The organism is Pseudonocardia nematodicida (genome assembly GCF_040105385.1).
Taxonomy (GTDB): Bacteria; Actinomycetota; Actinomycetes; order Mycobacteriales; family Pseudonocardiaceae; genus Pseudonocardia; species Pseudonocardia nematodicida.
Window position 1 is genome coordinate 183,370 of the sequence record NZ_JBEDNQ010000001.1, and the last position, 13,347, is coordinate 196,716.

At 74.2% G+C, this 13,347-nt stretch carries 11 protein-coding genes; 5 read left to right on the forward strand and 6 right to left on the reverse strand.

What is annotated here, in order from left to right; all coding sequences use genetic code 11:
• Positions 1-117: 117 nt before the first annotated feature.
• Both WIS52_RS00870 and WIS52_RS00875 read right to left on the reverse strand, forming a co-directional pair.
• Complete coding sequence (locus tag WIS52_RS00870) at positions 118-966, reverse strand: PDR/VanB family oxidoreductase (protein WP_349296098.1); 849 nt, start codon at positions 964-966, stop codon at positions 118-120.
• Positions 966-2,963, reverse strand: coding sequence for a primary-amine oxidase (locus tag WIS52_RS00875; RefSeq protein ID WP_349296099.1), 1,998 nt, complete (start codon positions 2,961-2,963; stop codon positions 966-968). The genes WIS52_RS00870 and WIS52_RS00875 overlap by 1 nt, the downstream gene beginning before the upstream one ends.
• A gap of 263 nt (positions 2,964-3,226) precedes the next feature.
• Here WIS52_RS00875 and WIS52_RS00880 point away from each other — a divergent pair, with 263 nt between their 5' ends.
• Positions 3,227-3,970, forward strand: coding sequence for a GntR family transcriptional regulator (locus WIS52_RS00880; RefSeq protein WP_349296100.1), 744 nt, complete (start codon positions 3,227-3,229; stop codon positions 3,968-3,970).
• Positions 3,971-4,035: 65 nt separating this feature from the next.
• Here WIS52_RS00880 and WIS52_RS00885 read toward each other — a convergent pair whose 3' ends face one another.
• The 4 genes from WIS52_RS00885 to WIS52_RS00900 all read right to left on the reverse strand — a co-directional run bounded on the left by WIS52_RS00885 (position 4,036) and on the right by WIS52_RS00900 (position 9,139).
• A complete protein-coding gene (locus WIS52_RS00885) occupies positions 4,036-5,166 on the reverse strand; it encodes an FAD-dependent oxidoreductase (RefSeq protein WP_349296101.1) in 1,131 nt (376 codons plus the stop codon).
• On the reverse strand, positions 5,163-6,428 hold the full coding sequence (locus tag WIS52_RS00890) for an aminotransferase class V-fold PLP-dependent enzyme (RefSeq protein ID WP_349296102.1): 1,266 nt from the start codon (positions 6,426-6,428) through the stop codon (positions 5,163-5,165). The genes WIS52_RS00885 and WIS52_RS00890 overlap by 4 nt, the downstream gene beginning before the upstream one ends.
• Entirely contained in the window at positions 6,425-7,879 is a 1,455-nt protein-coding gene (locus WIS52_RS00895) for an aldehyde dehydrogenase family protein (RefSeq protein ID WP_349296103.1), read from the reverse strand. Before WIS52_RS00895 ends, WIS52_RS00890 begins: the two co-directional genes overlap by 4 nt.
• A gap of 132 nt (positions 7,880-8,011) precedes the next feature.
• Positions 8,012-9,139 carry a M20/M25/M40 family metallo-hydrolase gene (locus WIS52_RS00900; RefSeq protein WP_349296104.1) on the reverse strand — a complete coding sequence of 376 codons (1,128 nt, stop codon included), beginning with the start codon at positions 9,137-9,139 and terminating at the stop codon, positions 8,012-8,014.
• Positions 9,140-9,242: 103 nt separating this feature from the next.
• Here WIS52_RS00900 and WIS52_RS00905 point away from each other — a divergent pair, with 103 nt between their 5' ends.
• The 4 genes from WIS52_RS00905 to WIS52_RS00920 are packed head-to-tail and all read left to right on the forward strand — an operon-like array spanning position 9,243 to position 13,347.
• Positions 9,243-10,004, forward strand: a complete 762-nt coding sequence (locus tag WIS52_RS00905) for a GNAT family N-acetyltransferase (protein ID WP_349296105.1) — start codon at positions 9,243-9,245, stop codon at positions 10,002-10,004.
• On the forward strand, positions 10,001-10,705 hold the full coding sequence (locus tag WIS52_RS00910; protein ID WP_349296106.1) for a MurR/RpiR family transcriptional regulator: 705 nt from the start codon (positions 10,001-10,003) through the stop codon (positions 10,703-10,705). The genes WIS52_RS00905 and WIS52_RS00910 overlap by 4 nt, the downstream gene beginning before the upstream one ends.
• Positions 10,702-11,871 carry an o-succinylbenzoate synthase gene (menC, locus tag WIS52_RS00915; protein WP_349296107.1) on the forward strand — a complete coding sequence of 390 codons (1,170 nt, stop codon included), beginning with the start codon at positions 10,702-10,704 and terminating at the stop codon, positions 11,869-11,871. The genes WIS52_RS00910 and menC overlap by 4 nt, the downstream gene beginning before the upstream one ends.
• A 12-nt stretch (positions 11,872-11,883) precedes the next feature.
• Positions 11,884-13,347 (forward strand): Na+/H+ antiporter NhaC family protein, encoded by a 1,464-nt coding sequence (locus WIS52_RS00920; protein WP_349296108.1) that lies wholly within the window; start codon positions 11,884-11,886, stop codon positions 13,345-13,347.

The following is a 13,347-nucleotide window of genomic DNA, read 5'->3' on the forward strand; positions in this document are numbered from 1 at the left end:
GGAGGGCGGTCACAGATCGAGCTCCAGCCGCGGGCCGAGCGAGCGCGAGACGCACACCATCATGCAGGTGTTCTCCCCCCGCTCCTGCGGCGTCAGGACGTGGTCGCGGTGGTCGGGTTAGCCCGCGAGGACCTTCGTCTCGCAGCTTCCGCAGATCCCTTCCCGGCAGTCGCTGAGCACGTCCACGCCGGCGTCGAGCAGGCTGTCCAGCAGCGAGCCCCCGGCCGGGACGGTGACCTCCCTGCCGGAGCGGGCCAGCCGGACCAGGAAGGAACCGGACTCGGCGTCGGGGTCCGCCTCGGGCGCGCGGAAGAGCTCGTAGCGCAGCCGGTCCGGGTGCCCGGCCAGCAGCTCCCGGGCCTCGTCGATCATCGCGGCGGGCCCGCAGACGTAGACGACGGCGCCGTCGGGCAGGTCGGCGAGCAGCCCGGCGAGGGCGGGCCGGCCGGTCTCGGCCGTCAGGTGCACCCGGGCGCCGGGCTCGCGCAGCACGGCCCGGTCCAGGAACGGCGTGGACTCCCGGGTGCGGCCGACGTAGTGCAGCCGCCAGCGGCCACCGTCCGCGGCGACCCGGGCGACCATCGGCAGCAGCGGGGTGATGCCGATGCCGCCGGCGACGAACACGTGCTCCGGCGCGTCGGCCAGGGCGAAGGCGCTGCGCGGGTCACCGACCCGCAGCACCGACCCGGGACGGACGACGGTGTGCACGTGCGCGGAGCCACCGCGGCCCGCCTCGTCGTGCCGGACCGCGATCTCCCAGTACGGCGCCGCGGGGTCGCCGCACAGCGAGTACTGCCGGGTCGAGCCGTCGGGCAGCTCGAGGTCGACGTGCGCCCCGGGCTCCCACGACGGCAGCGTGGCCGCCGGGTCGAGCGGAGTGAGACGCAGCGAGAGCACCCCGTCCGCCTCGTGGGTCATGGCCCGGACCCGCAGCTCGCGCCGGGCCGCCTGGGCGGGAGCGGCCATCAGTGGCAGCACCCGTCGTCGTGCGCGGGCTCGGGGGCCGGCAGGTCGAGCGAGGGGTTGCGGTCGAAGAAGCCGTCCGGCTCGAGCTTCATCCCGATGCGGTGCACGGCCATGATCGGCCACTCCTCGGGCCGCGGGTCGTGGTGCACGCCGACGACCGGCCAGAGCACCAGCTCGGCCCCGTCCAGCGAGCGGTCGGCCTGCTGCCACACGTGCACGCCGTCGTCACCCAGCGGGCCCTGGTTCGGGTACTCGCCGGCGATGAAGCGCTCGTCGGCGGCGTAGGAGGTGGCCCACAGCTGGCGGGAGACGAACGGCGCCTTGCGCTCCACGACGCTGCCGGGGGCGGCGAACAGCCGGGTGGTGTTCGGCAGGACCAGCCGGTAACCGGTCGGGTCGCCGAAGCGGTTGGTCCCCTCGGTGCTCTCGACCAGCCAGTGCACCGCACGCGAGGCGTCGGAGCTGCGGGCGCCCTCGGCCTCGGACCGGACCGGGGTGGCGACCATCCGGCAGGCGTTGCCGTAGGGATTGAGCTCGGGGTCCGGGTCGACCTCGGCGTGGATCTCGCTGAGCCGGTTGCGGGGCCCGTCCACCGCGGTGTCCAGGCGCAGCCCGAAGTAGTGCTGGTGGTTCGAGGCCTGCACGTCGGCCCCGACCCGGCGGCCGTGCCGCGCGGTCCGCCCCGGCTCGATCCCGGTGACCGACATGATGCCGGTCAGCTTGATCTCCAGGTCGATCGTGCCGTCCTGGTGGAAGGACCAGTAGAAGCCGTAGTCGTAGTTGGCGACGGTCGCGAAGAAGGAGACGACCATCTTCCGGCTGCGGCGGACGTCGGCCTCGCCGGTGCGGGTGTTGACGTGCTTCCAGAGGATCGAGGCGTCCTCCTCGTGCAGACAGACCGCGTTGCGCACGGTGCGCGGCTCGCCGTGCCCGTTCAGCACGGCCGCGTCGAGGTAGCGGATCTCGCCGAGGCAGTCACAGCCCAGGGCCAGCGACGCGGTCAGCGGCCCGGCGCCGTACTCACCCCAGTCGAAGAAGTTCTTGCGGTACGCGGTCGGGTCCGGGTCGAGGTAGGGCACGTACATCTCGTTGATCGAGGCGCGGCGCAGCACGGTGCGCTCGCGGTCGCCGTCGAGGTAGCGCACGTCGTGCAGCACCATGCCCTCGCGGTGGGTGAAGCCGACCCGGAAGGACCAGTTCTGCCAGCGCACCAGGTGCCCGTCGACGGTGAAGCCGGGCCCGTCGGGCTGGATGATCTCCAGCGGGGCGATGTCGCGGTCCGGGCCCCAGGTGCCGGAGCGGTAGTTCCCGGCCTCGGTGGTCGGGGTCCGGGCGCCGTGGTCCTCGATCCGCAGGACCTCGAAGGTCTCCATGTCGACGATCGGGACCAGCCCGGCGACCGGGCGCGCGTAGCCGTTGTCGTCCTCGGTCTCGCGGTGCCAGACCGCGCCCCAGGACAGCCGGCGTCCGGCGAACTCGGGCGGCTCGAAGCCGGTGATCGACTCCGGGTCGACCCACACCAGCGACGGGTCGGTGATGCCGCGCCGGGCCAGAGCCTCGCGCATCCCCGGGTGCTGCCGGCAGGCCTGCGCCATCATCCGGGCCTCCTCGCTGGAGATGCCGGGCCGGCGGGCGTCCACCGGGGTCCAGGTCTCCAGTGACGCGGGCCGGTCGGCGCCGGAGGTCCAGCCGGTGACCTCCCAGGCCTCGTGCGCGTCAGGGTTCATGACGACCGCGCGCACCGGCCGGCCGTATCCGGCGGCCAGGTCGCGGGCGCGGTCCTCGTCGACCGACACGCCCCAGAACCGGGGCCGGGCCCCGATCCGGTCGTCGGCCCTGAGCAGCGCGACCACCTCGGAGATCTCGGACTCGGCCAGTGGTTCGGTCCAGTGCCGTTCCGTCGGGGACGGCGGGGTCTGCCGGCCGTACCGCGGGGCGGCGGACCCCGGAACGGCGGGCTCCGGGCCGGTCGCTGCCGCGTCCTCGATCACGCTCATCGGGTCGGTCCTCCTCTGCGGCGGGTCGCGGGACGGGTTCCCGCGACCAGGGGCCAGGTTTCGTATCCATCATGGCCTAGAATGGATCCGAAACGGAAGGCCGGTGGACGAAGTCGAGGTCACAGGGCATGCCGGATGTCCAGATCCACGTCGCAGTGGGTCGGATCCACTTCGGCTCATGTCGCACTCGTGAGCTATCGTTTCGGGTCCATCGGCGCGGTGCCGCCGACCTGTGACGGCACTGTCGACGAAGGGGACGGGGCATGAGCCGGCGTACACCGGAGACGAACACGACCGCAGCGGCGCCGGGGGATGCCGGGCCGCCCGGGTCGGGCTCGACGCTGGTCGACGACCTGGCCGCCCGGATCCGGGACATGATCATGGGCGGGGAGATCCCGATCGGGGGGCAGCTGCGCCAGGCCGAGCTCGCGACCACCTTCGGGGTGAGCCGGACCCCGATCCGTGAGGCGATCCGGCAACTGCAGAACGGCGGCCTGATCGCGGTCCATCCGCACCGCGGCGCCGTCGTCCGGGTGCCGGCGCCGTGGGAGGTCCGGGAGGCCTACGAGGTCCGGGCCGAGCTCGAGGCGCTCGCCGCCCGCCGCGCGGTCGCCCGCATCACCCGCGAGCAGCTCGACGCGCTCGAGCACGACAACCGGGAGATGTACGAGCAGTCCGCCGCGCAGGGCGAGGGCCGGACCCCGGTGCACCGCGCTGCCAACGACGCGTTCCACACGCTGATCGCCGGGGTCTCGGGCAACGCCCGGCTGACCCGCTCCATCGAGGAGATCAACGGCGCGTTCCCGCGCAACGTCTCCTCCCAGCTGATCGTCGACGACAGCCGGCACCGGGACGAGAACTTCGCCGAGCACGAGCGCATCGTCGCCGCGCTGCGCACCGGCGACGCCGACGCCGCGGCCGCCGAGATGCGCTCGCACGTGATCGCCGCCGGGGACGCGCTGGCACGCTGGTACGAGCAGCGCTCCTCGACCGTCTTCGTCGGCTGAGTCGCGATCGGCCGGGTCCTGGTCGGCCGAACGGCGTCCTCCGGCAGGCCCGGGAACTCCCCGGGTCATGGTGCGGGCAGGCGGCGGGTCACGCCGATGAACTCCAGGTCCGGGCGCTCGACCCCGGTGCACAGGTCGGCGGCGGCCTCGCCGACGGCGGGCCCGAACTTGAACCCGTGCCCCGAGCACGCCGCCGCGACGACCACCTGCGGGGAGGCCGGCAGCGCCCCGATGACGAACCGGCGGTCCGCGGTCATCGTGTAGAGGCAGGCGGTGGCGTCGGCGACGTCGTGGGACGGGTCGGCCGCGGCCCCGGGCACGTGCCGGGCCATCAGCGCGCACATCCGGGCGAGCTCGTCCGGGCCGACCGGGTCGACCGGGCGCTCGGGATCCCAGGGTTGCTCGGTGTCGGTGCCGGCCTTGTACCCGCTGCCGGCCACATCGGGCAGGCCGAACATCAGGCCGTCGGGGCGGTGCACCGAGAAGGCGGGCAGCGACGGGGGTGCGGCGACCGGTGGGCCCGGGCGCAACGTGACGGTGAGGATCCGCCAGGTCGTGAACACCCCGGCGAGCTCGGGTGCCAGCTCGGGGACCCAGCCCGCGGTGGCGACGACCAGCCGGCGGGCCCGCACGGTCCGCTTCCCGGTGACGACCACGACGCCCGCATCCGGCCCGGAGCCCGTCGCCGCCCAGCGCAGCACGGGCTCGTCGAAGGCCAGCTCGGCGCCGTCCGCCCGGGCGCCCGCCCGCGCGGTCTCCAGCGCGGTCGCCGCCTCCAGCACTCCGGCGTGCGGGTCGGACACGGCGTGCCACCCCTCGGGCAGCGACAGGCCCGGGGCGAGCTCACGCATCCGGTCCGGGTCCGAGACGGTCTCGCAGCCGGGTCCCTGCAGCTGCCCGGGTTCGGGGTGGGCGTAGAGCCCGCCGGTGCGGTGCAGCAGCGTCGCGCCGCTGCGCTTCTCCCAGCGCTCCCAGCCGGCGTAGGCCCGCTCGACGAGCGGGTTCCACACCGGGTTCGGGTAGGCGCGGCGGATCATCCGGGTCCGGCCGTGCGAGGAGCCGCGCAGGTGACCCTCGCCGAAGCGGTCGAACCCGATCACCCGCTGCCCGCGCGCGGCCAGCTCGTGGGCGGTGGCGGTGCCGTGCACCCCCAGCCCGGCGACGACGACGTCGGCGTCCAGGTCGGGCCGGCTCACCGGGCCTCCCGGGTGATCGCGTCGACGACCGTCAGCAGCGCGTCGACGTCGGCGGCGTCGTTGTAGACGTGCACCGAGGCGCGCACGACCGCCGGGACCCCGCGTGCGCCCAAGTCCCATCGGCCGTGGCTCGCGGGCACGGTCACCACCCGGACCCGGGCCGCGGCCAGGCGTATCTTCACCTCGGCGGGATCCACCCCGTCGACGGTGAAGGTCACCATGCCGGACGCGCTGGAGGCGGGGTCGCGCACGGTCACCCCGGCGCGCTCGCGCAACTGCTCGCGCAGGCTCGCGCCGAGTGAGACCAGGTGCGCCGCGGTGGCGTCGATGCCGCGCTCGGTCGTCTCGCGGACCGCGACGCCCAGACCGAGCCGGCAGGCCACGGAGTGCTCCCAGGTCTCGAAGCGACGTGCGGTGGCGGCGAGCGTCCACTCCCGGTCCGCGGTCCACGCCGCCCCGCGGACGTCCGGCGCGGTCGGCTCCAGTACGGGCAGCACGTCGGGGTGCACCCAGGCGAAGGCGGTGCCGCGCGGAGCCCGGAGGAACTTGCGTCCGGTCGTCACCAGCACGTCGCAGCCGATCGCGCCGACGTCGACGGCCAGGTGCCCGACCGACTGGGTGGCGTCCACGACGAACCGGGCGCCGTGCCGGCGGGCCAGCGCGCCGATCTCGGTGACCGGCTCGACCAGGCCCGAGGAGGTCGGCAGGTGGGCGACGAACACGATCGCCGGCCCGCCGGCGCGCAGCGTCGTCTCCAGCGCCCCGAGGTCGACCGCGCCGGTCGCAGGATCGAGCGGGAGGATCTCGAGCTCGGCGCCGGTACGCCGGGCGTGGGTCATCAGGTGCAGTGCGTGGCTGACGTAGGCCGAGCGGCTCACGAGCAGCCGCACCGAACCGCCGCTCACCAGCGCGTCGACCAGCACCCGCAGGCCGGTCGTGGCGGTGTCGAACAGCGCGATCTCGGAGGCGCGGCCGCCGACGAGGTCGGCGATGCCGTCGTAGACGGCGTCGACCCGGTCGGCGACGGCGGCGGCGGCCTCGTAGCCGCCGTCGCGCTCCTCGAGGCGCAGGTGCCCGACGACGGCGTCGACGACGGCGGCCGTCGGCAGGGCCGCGCCGGCCGCGTTCAGGTGGTGCGACTCGGTCGCGCCGGGGGTGCGGGCCCGCTCGGCGGCGACGTCGAGGGTCTGCGCCGGCATCGCCTCCTGGGCCGGGTCGGTGGCCGGGTCGGAGACCCGGTCGGCGACCGACTCGGTGCTCACAGGGACACCACGACGGCCTGCGACTCGACGAAGCCGAGAAGCGCCTCGTCGCCGAGGTCGCGGCCCAGGCCGCTGTCCTTCACCCCGCCGAACGACAGGGCCGGGTCGAACACGTTGTAGGTGTTCACCCAGACCGTCCCGACGTCGAGACGCGCGGCGGTGCGGTGGGCGCGGCCGAGGTCGCGGGTCCAGATCCCGGCGGCGAGCCCGTAGGTGGAGTCGTTGGCGATCGCGACCGCGTCGTCGGAGTCGTCGAACGACAGCACGCCGAGCACCGGGCCGAAGATCTCCGCCTGGGCGATCACCATGTCGTTGGTGACCCCGGTGAACAGGGTGGGCTCGACGTAGAAGCCCGGCCCGTCCGGCGACCCGCCGCCGACGACGAGCTCGGCGCCCTCGGCCCTGCCCTTGTCGATGTAGCCGAGCACCTGGGTGCGCTGCTCCTCGGAGACCAGCGGGCCGACCGAGATCCCGCCGGCGAGCCCGTCGCCCATCGGGACCCTCGCCACGGCCGCCTCCAGCCGGTCGGTGAGCTCACCGGCGATCGAGCGCTGGACGAGCAGCCGGCTTCCCGCCGTGCACATCTGCCCGGAGTGTCCGAACGAGGCCCGCATCGCGGTCGTGACGACGGCGTCGAGGTCGGCGTCGTCGAAGACGATGTTGGCGCTCTTGCCGCCCAGTTCCAGGGTGGAGTGCGCGAGCCGGCCGGCGGCGGCGATCCCGACCTCGCGGCCGACCGCCGTGCTGCCGGTGAAGGAGACCTTGGCGACGCCCGGGTGCGCGGTCAGCGCGGCACCGACCCGCCCGTCGCCGGTCAGGACGTTCACGACGCCGGCCGGCACACCCGCCTCGGCCAGCAGGTCGGCCAGACGAAGCGCGGTGAGGGGGGTCTGCTCGGCGGGCTTGACCACGACCGGGCACCCCGCCGCGAGCGCCGGCGCGAGCTTGAAGGCGGCGGTCATGATCGGGAAGTTCCAGGGCAGGATCAGCGCCGCGACCCCGACCGGACGCAGCGTGGTGTAGACGTGGTGCGCCCCGCCGTCGATCGGGACCGTGCTGCCGGTCAGCCGGCTCGGGGCGCCCGCGAAGTGCCGGAACGTGCGCGCCGCCTGCCCGGTGTCGGCGCGCGAGCGCTCGATCGGCTTGCCGTTGTCCCGGGTCTCGAGGACCGCGAGATCCTCCAGATCCCGCTCGATCAGGTCGGCGACCCGGTGGAGGATCGCGGCCCGCTCCAGCGGCGCGAGACCGGACCACCGGCGGTCGGCCAGTGCGGCGCCCGCGGCGGCGACGGCCTCCTCGACGTCGGCCACGGTGGCCTGGGTCGCGTGGGTGAGGACCTCCTCGGTCGCCGGGTCGAGGACAGGGAACGTCTCCCTGTCGCCGGCCGGGATCCACGCCCCGTCGACGTAGAGACCGGTCGACGACGCGAGCGGGGACAACGAAGTACGCACGGACACTCCCAGACCAGACGGCGATTGGATCCAAGATAACCCACGAGTGGATCCGAAAGACAGGAGATGTCACACATCCAGTCCGGCGCGCGCGGACGGTGCCGCGCGCTCCGGGGCCCGGGCGGCTCGAGGTCAGATCCGGGCGAGGAGCTCTGCGGTCAGGGTGGCGCGCTCCGGCAGTGAGGCCAGCACGATCTGCTCGTCCGGCGCGTGCGCGCCGCGCCCCACCGGTCCGAGCCCGTCGAGCACCGGCACGTCGAGCCCGCCGACCAGGTTGGTGTCGGCCGCGCCGCGCGCGGGCCGGCCCTCGACGGTCTGCCCGCAGGCCCGGCCGGCGAGGACCGCCTGCGCGAGCAGGTCCCGGGTGCCCGCCCCGGTGGCCCACGGCGGGCGGCTGCCGAGGATCTCGGCGCGGACCACGGCGCCCGGCCGGATCGGCCGCAGCCCCTCGGTCCAGGCGAGCACGGCGGCCTCGGCGGCCGGGGTCTCGCAGCGCAGCCCCAGGTCGCACCAGGCGTCGCCGGCGACGACGTTGGTGCGCCCGCCGCCGGAGATCGTGCCCGCGTTGCACAGCACGCCGTCGACGTCGGCGACGGCCGTGCGCAGGGCGGTCAGCTGGTCGACGAGCTCGTCGACCGCGGAGACGCCGTCGTCGGGGGCCAGGGCCGCGTGCGACTCCCTTCCGGTGCACCGCAGCCGGAGCCGGGTGCTGCCCCACCGGGCGGTCTTGAGGGCGCCGTCGGGGTGCGGGGGCTCGAACCCGAGCACGGCCGCGCTGCCCTGCGCGTGCGCGCGCACGAGATCGCGCGCGGTCGGTGAGCCGACCTCCTCGTCGGCCACCACGAGAACGCGGACCGGCCGGTGTCCGCGGCCCGAGGACCGCAGGGCCCGCACCGCGGTCTCGGCGACGACGAGGCCGCCCTTCATGTCGTAGACGCCGGGGCCGTGCAGGATCCCGCCCTCGGCCCGGAGCGGGACGGCGCCGTCGAGGGTGCCGACCGGCCACACCGTGTCGTGGTGGCCGAGCAGCAGAACCGGATCCTCGGCGGTGCGGCCGGGGGAGCCGTCGACCTCGACGAGCAGGTGCGCGCCCGAGCTCGCCGGGACGGCGCGGGTCCGGCCGCCGATCTCCTCCCAGGTCGCGGCCACCATCGCGAGCACGTCGTCCAGCCGGCCCGCGTCGCCCGAGGGCGACTCCAGCCGCGCGTACCGCTCGACGTCGGCCTGCATCCGGGCCGCGTCCACACCGAGAGCTGTCATGGATACGTAACGTATCAGCACGGATCTTCGGTCGAGAATGCTTGACGAACAGGGCAGAAGTGATCGAGAGTCTCTTCATGCGTTACACAAGACAGGGCCGGGTATGAGCGTGGCAGCGCTGGACGCGGGCCTGGTCGTCCGGGACCTGGACGACGTCGAGCTGCAGCAGCAGGCCGTGACCCTCTACCGCCGGGTGTTCGGCCGCCAGCCCGACACCGGCCTCGAGCTCAACACCCGGCTGCTGAGCGCGGTGCTGCGCAACGGTGGCACCGCGCTGGGGGTGGTGGAGGACGGGGCCCTGCTCGGCTTCGCGGTCGGCTTCTGCGGGATGAGCGACGGCTGCGTCTACCACTACTCGCAGACCGCGGCGGTCGCACCGGGACAGCGCGGCCGCGGCCTCGGCCGGATGATCAAGTACGCGCAGGCCGACGCCGCGCGCGCCGCGGGAGCCCGCCGGATGCGCTGGTCGTTCGACCCGGCCGTCGCCCGCAACGGGCACTTCAACCTCGACGTCCTCGGCGCCGTCGGGCGCTGGTACGTGCCGGACTTCTACCACCGGCCCGGCACCGACCGGGTCGTCGTCGACTGGGACCTGGAGACGCCGGACCCGGAGACGCCGGAGGCGCCCCGGGGCGGGCGGCCTCCGGCCCCCACACCGGAGCCCGGCCGGGCCGTCGGCCACTGGACGGTCGAGGACGGGGTGGGCCGGCTGGTCGTGCCGGCCGGGGACACCGTCCCGGACGGGACCCACCCGCGGCTGCGCGAGGGCTTCCGGGCCCTGCTGGACCGCGGACTCGTCGCGCGGTCCTGCGTGCGCGTCTCGGACGAGCACGCGGTCTACACCTTCACCGGGGACGCCACGTGAGCGCCACGGACCCGGACGCCGACGCCACCGAGACCACCGGGACCGACACGGGCGTCGACCGGGACCTGGTCAGCCCCAGCCAGCGCTTCGACGCCCGCGTCCAGCGACGCTCGGGCGCGGTCCTGCGCAAGCGGCTGATCTCCCAGGAGCTGGAGTCGCTGGCGAGCGCGCTGCGCACGTTCGCCGAGGACGGCAGCATCGAGGAGGCGGCCGCGTGCGTGGTCAAGGCCCGCCGCCGGTTCATCCTCGGCACCGGCAAGTCGTTCGCGTTCGCCCGGCTGCTGGCCAGCGACCTCGGGGCGTCGCTGTCCCAGGTCGTCCAGATCGACGGGACGCTCACCCCCGCGATCGACATTCTCACCGAGGTGCGCGACACCGACGTGCTCGTGGTGTTCTCGTTCCGCCGCTACCGGCGCGAGACCGCCGACATCGGCCGGGCGTTCGTCCGGGCCGGCGGATCGCTGGTGCTGATCACCGACTCGCCGGACGGCCCGCTGGCCGACGTCGCCGAGGTCACCGTCGTCGTACCGACCCAGAGCGCGTCCTATGCGGACTCGCCGACGGCCGTCGCGTCGGCCACCCACCTGCTCGCCGCACTCACCACCGCCAGCGCGAAGGGGGCCCGGCGCCGCCTGCAGGAGCGCGACCGGGTGGCCTCGGAGCTCGGGCTGTACACCGACCCGGACCAGGAGTCCCGATGAAGATCGATCACGCCCGGCTGCACCTGGTGCGGCTCCCGCTGGTGCACTCGTTCGAGACCAGCTCGCACCGCAAGGCGCACCTGGACCACATCCTCGTCGAGCTCGTCGACGACGAGGGCAACACCGGCTGGGGCGAGATCGCCTCGCCGAGCGACCCGTACTACACCGCCGACACGGTGCAGACCAGCTGGTCGATCGCCACCCGCTACCTGCTCCCGGCCGTCGTCGGGGCCGAGGTCGACAAGCCCGGCGAGCTGGCGGGGCGGTACGGCAAGGTGCGCGGGAACCGGTTCGCCGCGGCCGGTGTGGACGCGGCCGGCTGGGCACTGTGGGCGACCCGCGAGGGCATCCCGCTCGCCTCCGCGCTCGGCGGCACCCGGTCCTCGGTGGTCGCCGGGGTCTCACTCGGCATCGAGAAGACCGTGGACGACCTGCTCGCCCAGGTCGGTACGCACGTCGACGCCGGCTACCGCCGGGTGAAGCTCAAGATCGCGCCCGGGTGGGACGTCGAGCCGGTGCGGGCCGTGCGGGCCGCGTACCCGGAGCTGATGCTGCAGGTCGACGCGAACGGCGCCTACCGCGACGACCCGGACCACCTGGCCGCGCTCGCCCGGCTCGACGACGCCGGCCTGCTGATGATCGAGCAGCCGTTCGCCCCGCGGGACCTGCTGACCTCCGCGGCGCTGCAGGCCCGGTCGTCGACCCCGGTCTGCCTGGACGAGTCGATCGAGACGGTCGACGACCTGCGCACCGCGGACGCGCTGGGCGCCGGCCGGATCCTGAACATCAAGGCGTCCCGGATGGGCGGGCTGACCGCGGCGGTCCGCGCGCACGACGCGGCGGCCGAGCTCGGCTGGCCGGTCTGGTGCGGCGGGATGCACGAGTTCGGGATCGGGCGCGCGGCCAACGTCGCGCTGTCCAGCCTGCCCGGGTTCACCCTGCCCTCGGACGTCTCGGCGTCCGAGAAGTACTACGCCCGCGACGTCACGGAGCCGATCACGGCCCGCGACGGCGTCGTGGACGTGCCCGCCCGCGCCGGGCTCGGTGTCGAGGTCGACACGGAGTTCCTGGTGCGGTCCCGGCTCGACACCTTCGCGCTCGGCGACGGGGCCGAGCACGACCCGGCGGCCGGGCTCGCCGTCGCCGTCGCTCCCCGACAGAGCTGAGGAGATCCGAAGATGAGTGCTCCGCACGATCCGGCCGCCGGTCCCACGGCGCCCGGTGATCCGGATCCGGACGCGACCGGGAAGGCGCCGGGCCGCGGGTACCTCGCGAAGGACCGGCTGCTGTCCGGCAGCGCCCTGGTGGGCCTGGTCGTCGCGGTGGTCGCCGGCATCACGACGCAGCCCCCGACGCTGTGGGGGCTGCTGCCGATCGTGCTGTACGCGGCGCTGGCGCTGCTCGGCATGGACATCACGGTCGCCACCGCCGTCGCGGTAATCTCGGCGGTGCTGCTCCTGCTGCCGACCCCGGTCGAGGCCGGCGAGATGTTCGGGGCCTCGCTGGGCGAGATGGTCACGATGATCGGTCTGATCATCATGCTCGGCGCCGGCGTCGGCGAGGTCCTGCGGGTGACCGGGGTGGCCGACGCGATCGTGCAGAGCGTGCTGCGCGTGGTGGGCAGCACCAGCCGCATCCGGACCGTCCTCGGCGTGATGCTGGCGTGCCTGGCGCTGGTCGCCTCGCTCGGGACGCTGGCCGGTGCGCTGGCCATCGCCGCGCCGATCCTGCTCCCGGTCGTCGCGCGGCTCGGGTTCACCCGGTCCGCGACGGCCGCGATGATGTTCATCGGCGGATGTGCGGGCCTGGCGATCGCGCCGTTCGCAGGGTCCAACGTGGCGATCATGTCGGCGGCCGAGGTCGGCTACCTGCAGTACCTGCTCTACGGCGCCGGTCCGCTGGCGGTGCTGTCGATCGTCGTCGGGCTGGTCGTCGTCCCGTGGGTGCAGCGCCGGACCGAGAACACCGGCGACGACTACGACGAGGCCGACGTCGTCGCGCCGGAACGCACCGACGAGGGCGCCCGCCGCGGGCTCGCGACGGCGGCGTTCGCCGTCACCCTGCTGGCCTGCATCGGGTACGCGATCGTGACCGCGGCGGGGACGTCGTTCCCGCTGATCGCGCTGCCGCTGCTCGCGATCGTCACCGGGCTCGCGGGCGGGCTGCGCACGATGACCATCGCCGAGCTCGTCATCCGCGGCTGCGCCACCCAGATCAAGATGTTCCTGTTGTTCTGGCTGCTGGCGATCTTCTTCCTGGTGGTCGACGAGCTCAAGCCGTTCGACGTCATCCTGGCCACCTTCGGCGACGACCTGAGCGGGATGTCGCCGCTGCTGTTCGTCGGCGTGATCGCCCTGATCGGCTGGGTCGGCGTGCCGGGGGCGACGGCGGCGCAGGTGGTGCTGATCGACGAGGTGTTCGGCGGGCTGGCCGCGAGCATCGGGATCGGGGTGAACGCCTGGGTGATCGTCCTGCTGTTCGCCTCCAAGATCGACACCTACGGCCCGTTCCCGAACGGCAACATGGTCGGGGCGATGGGACTCGCCCGGTCGACGAACCTGCGCAACCTGCTGGTGGTCGGCTGGCTGCTGCTGATACCCGCCTCGGTGATGTACGCCGTGATCCTGTTCTTCGAGGTCTGA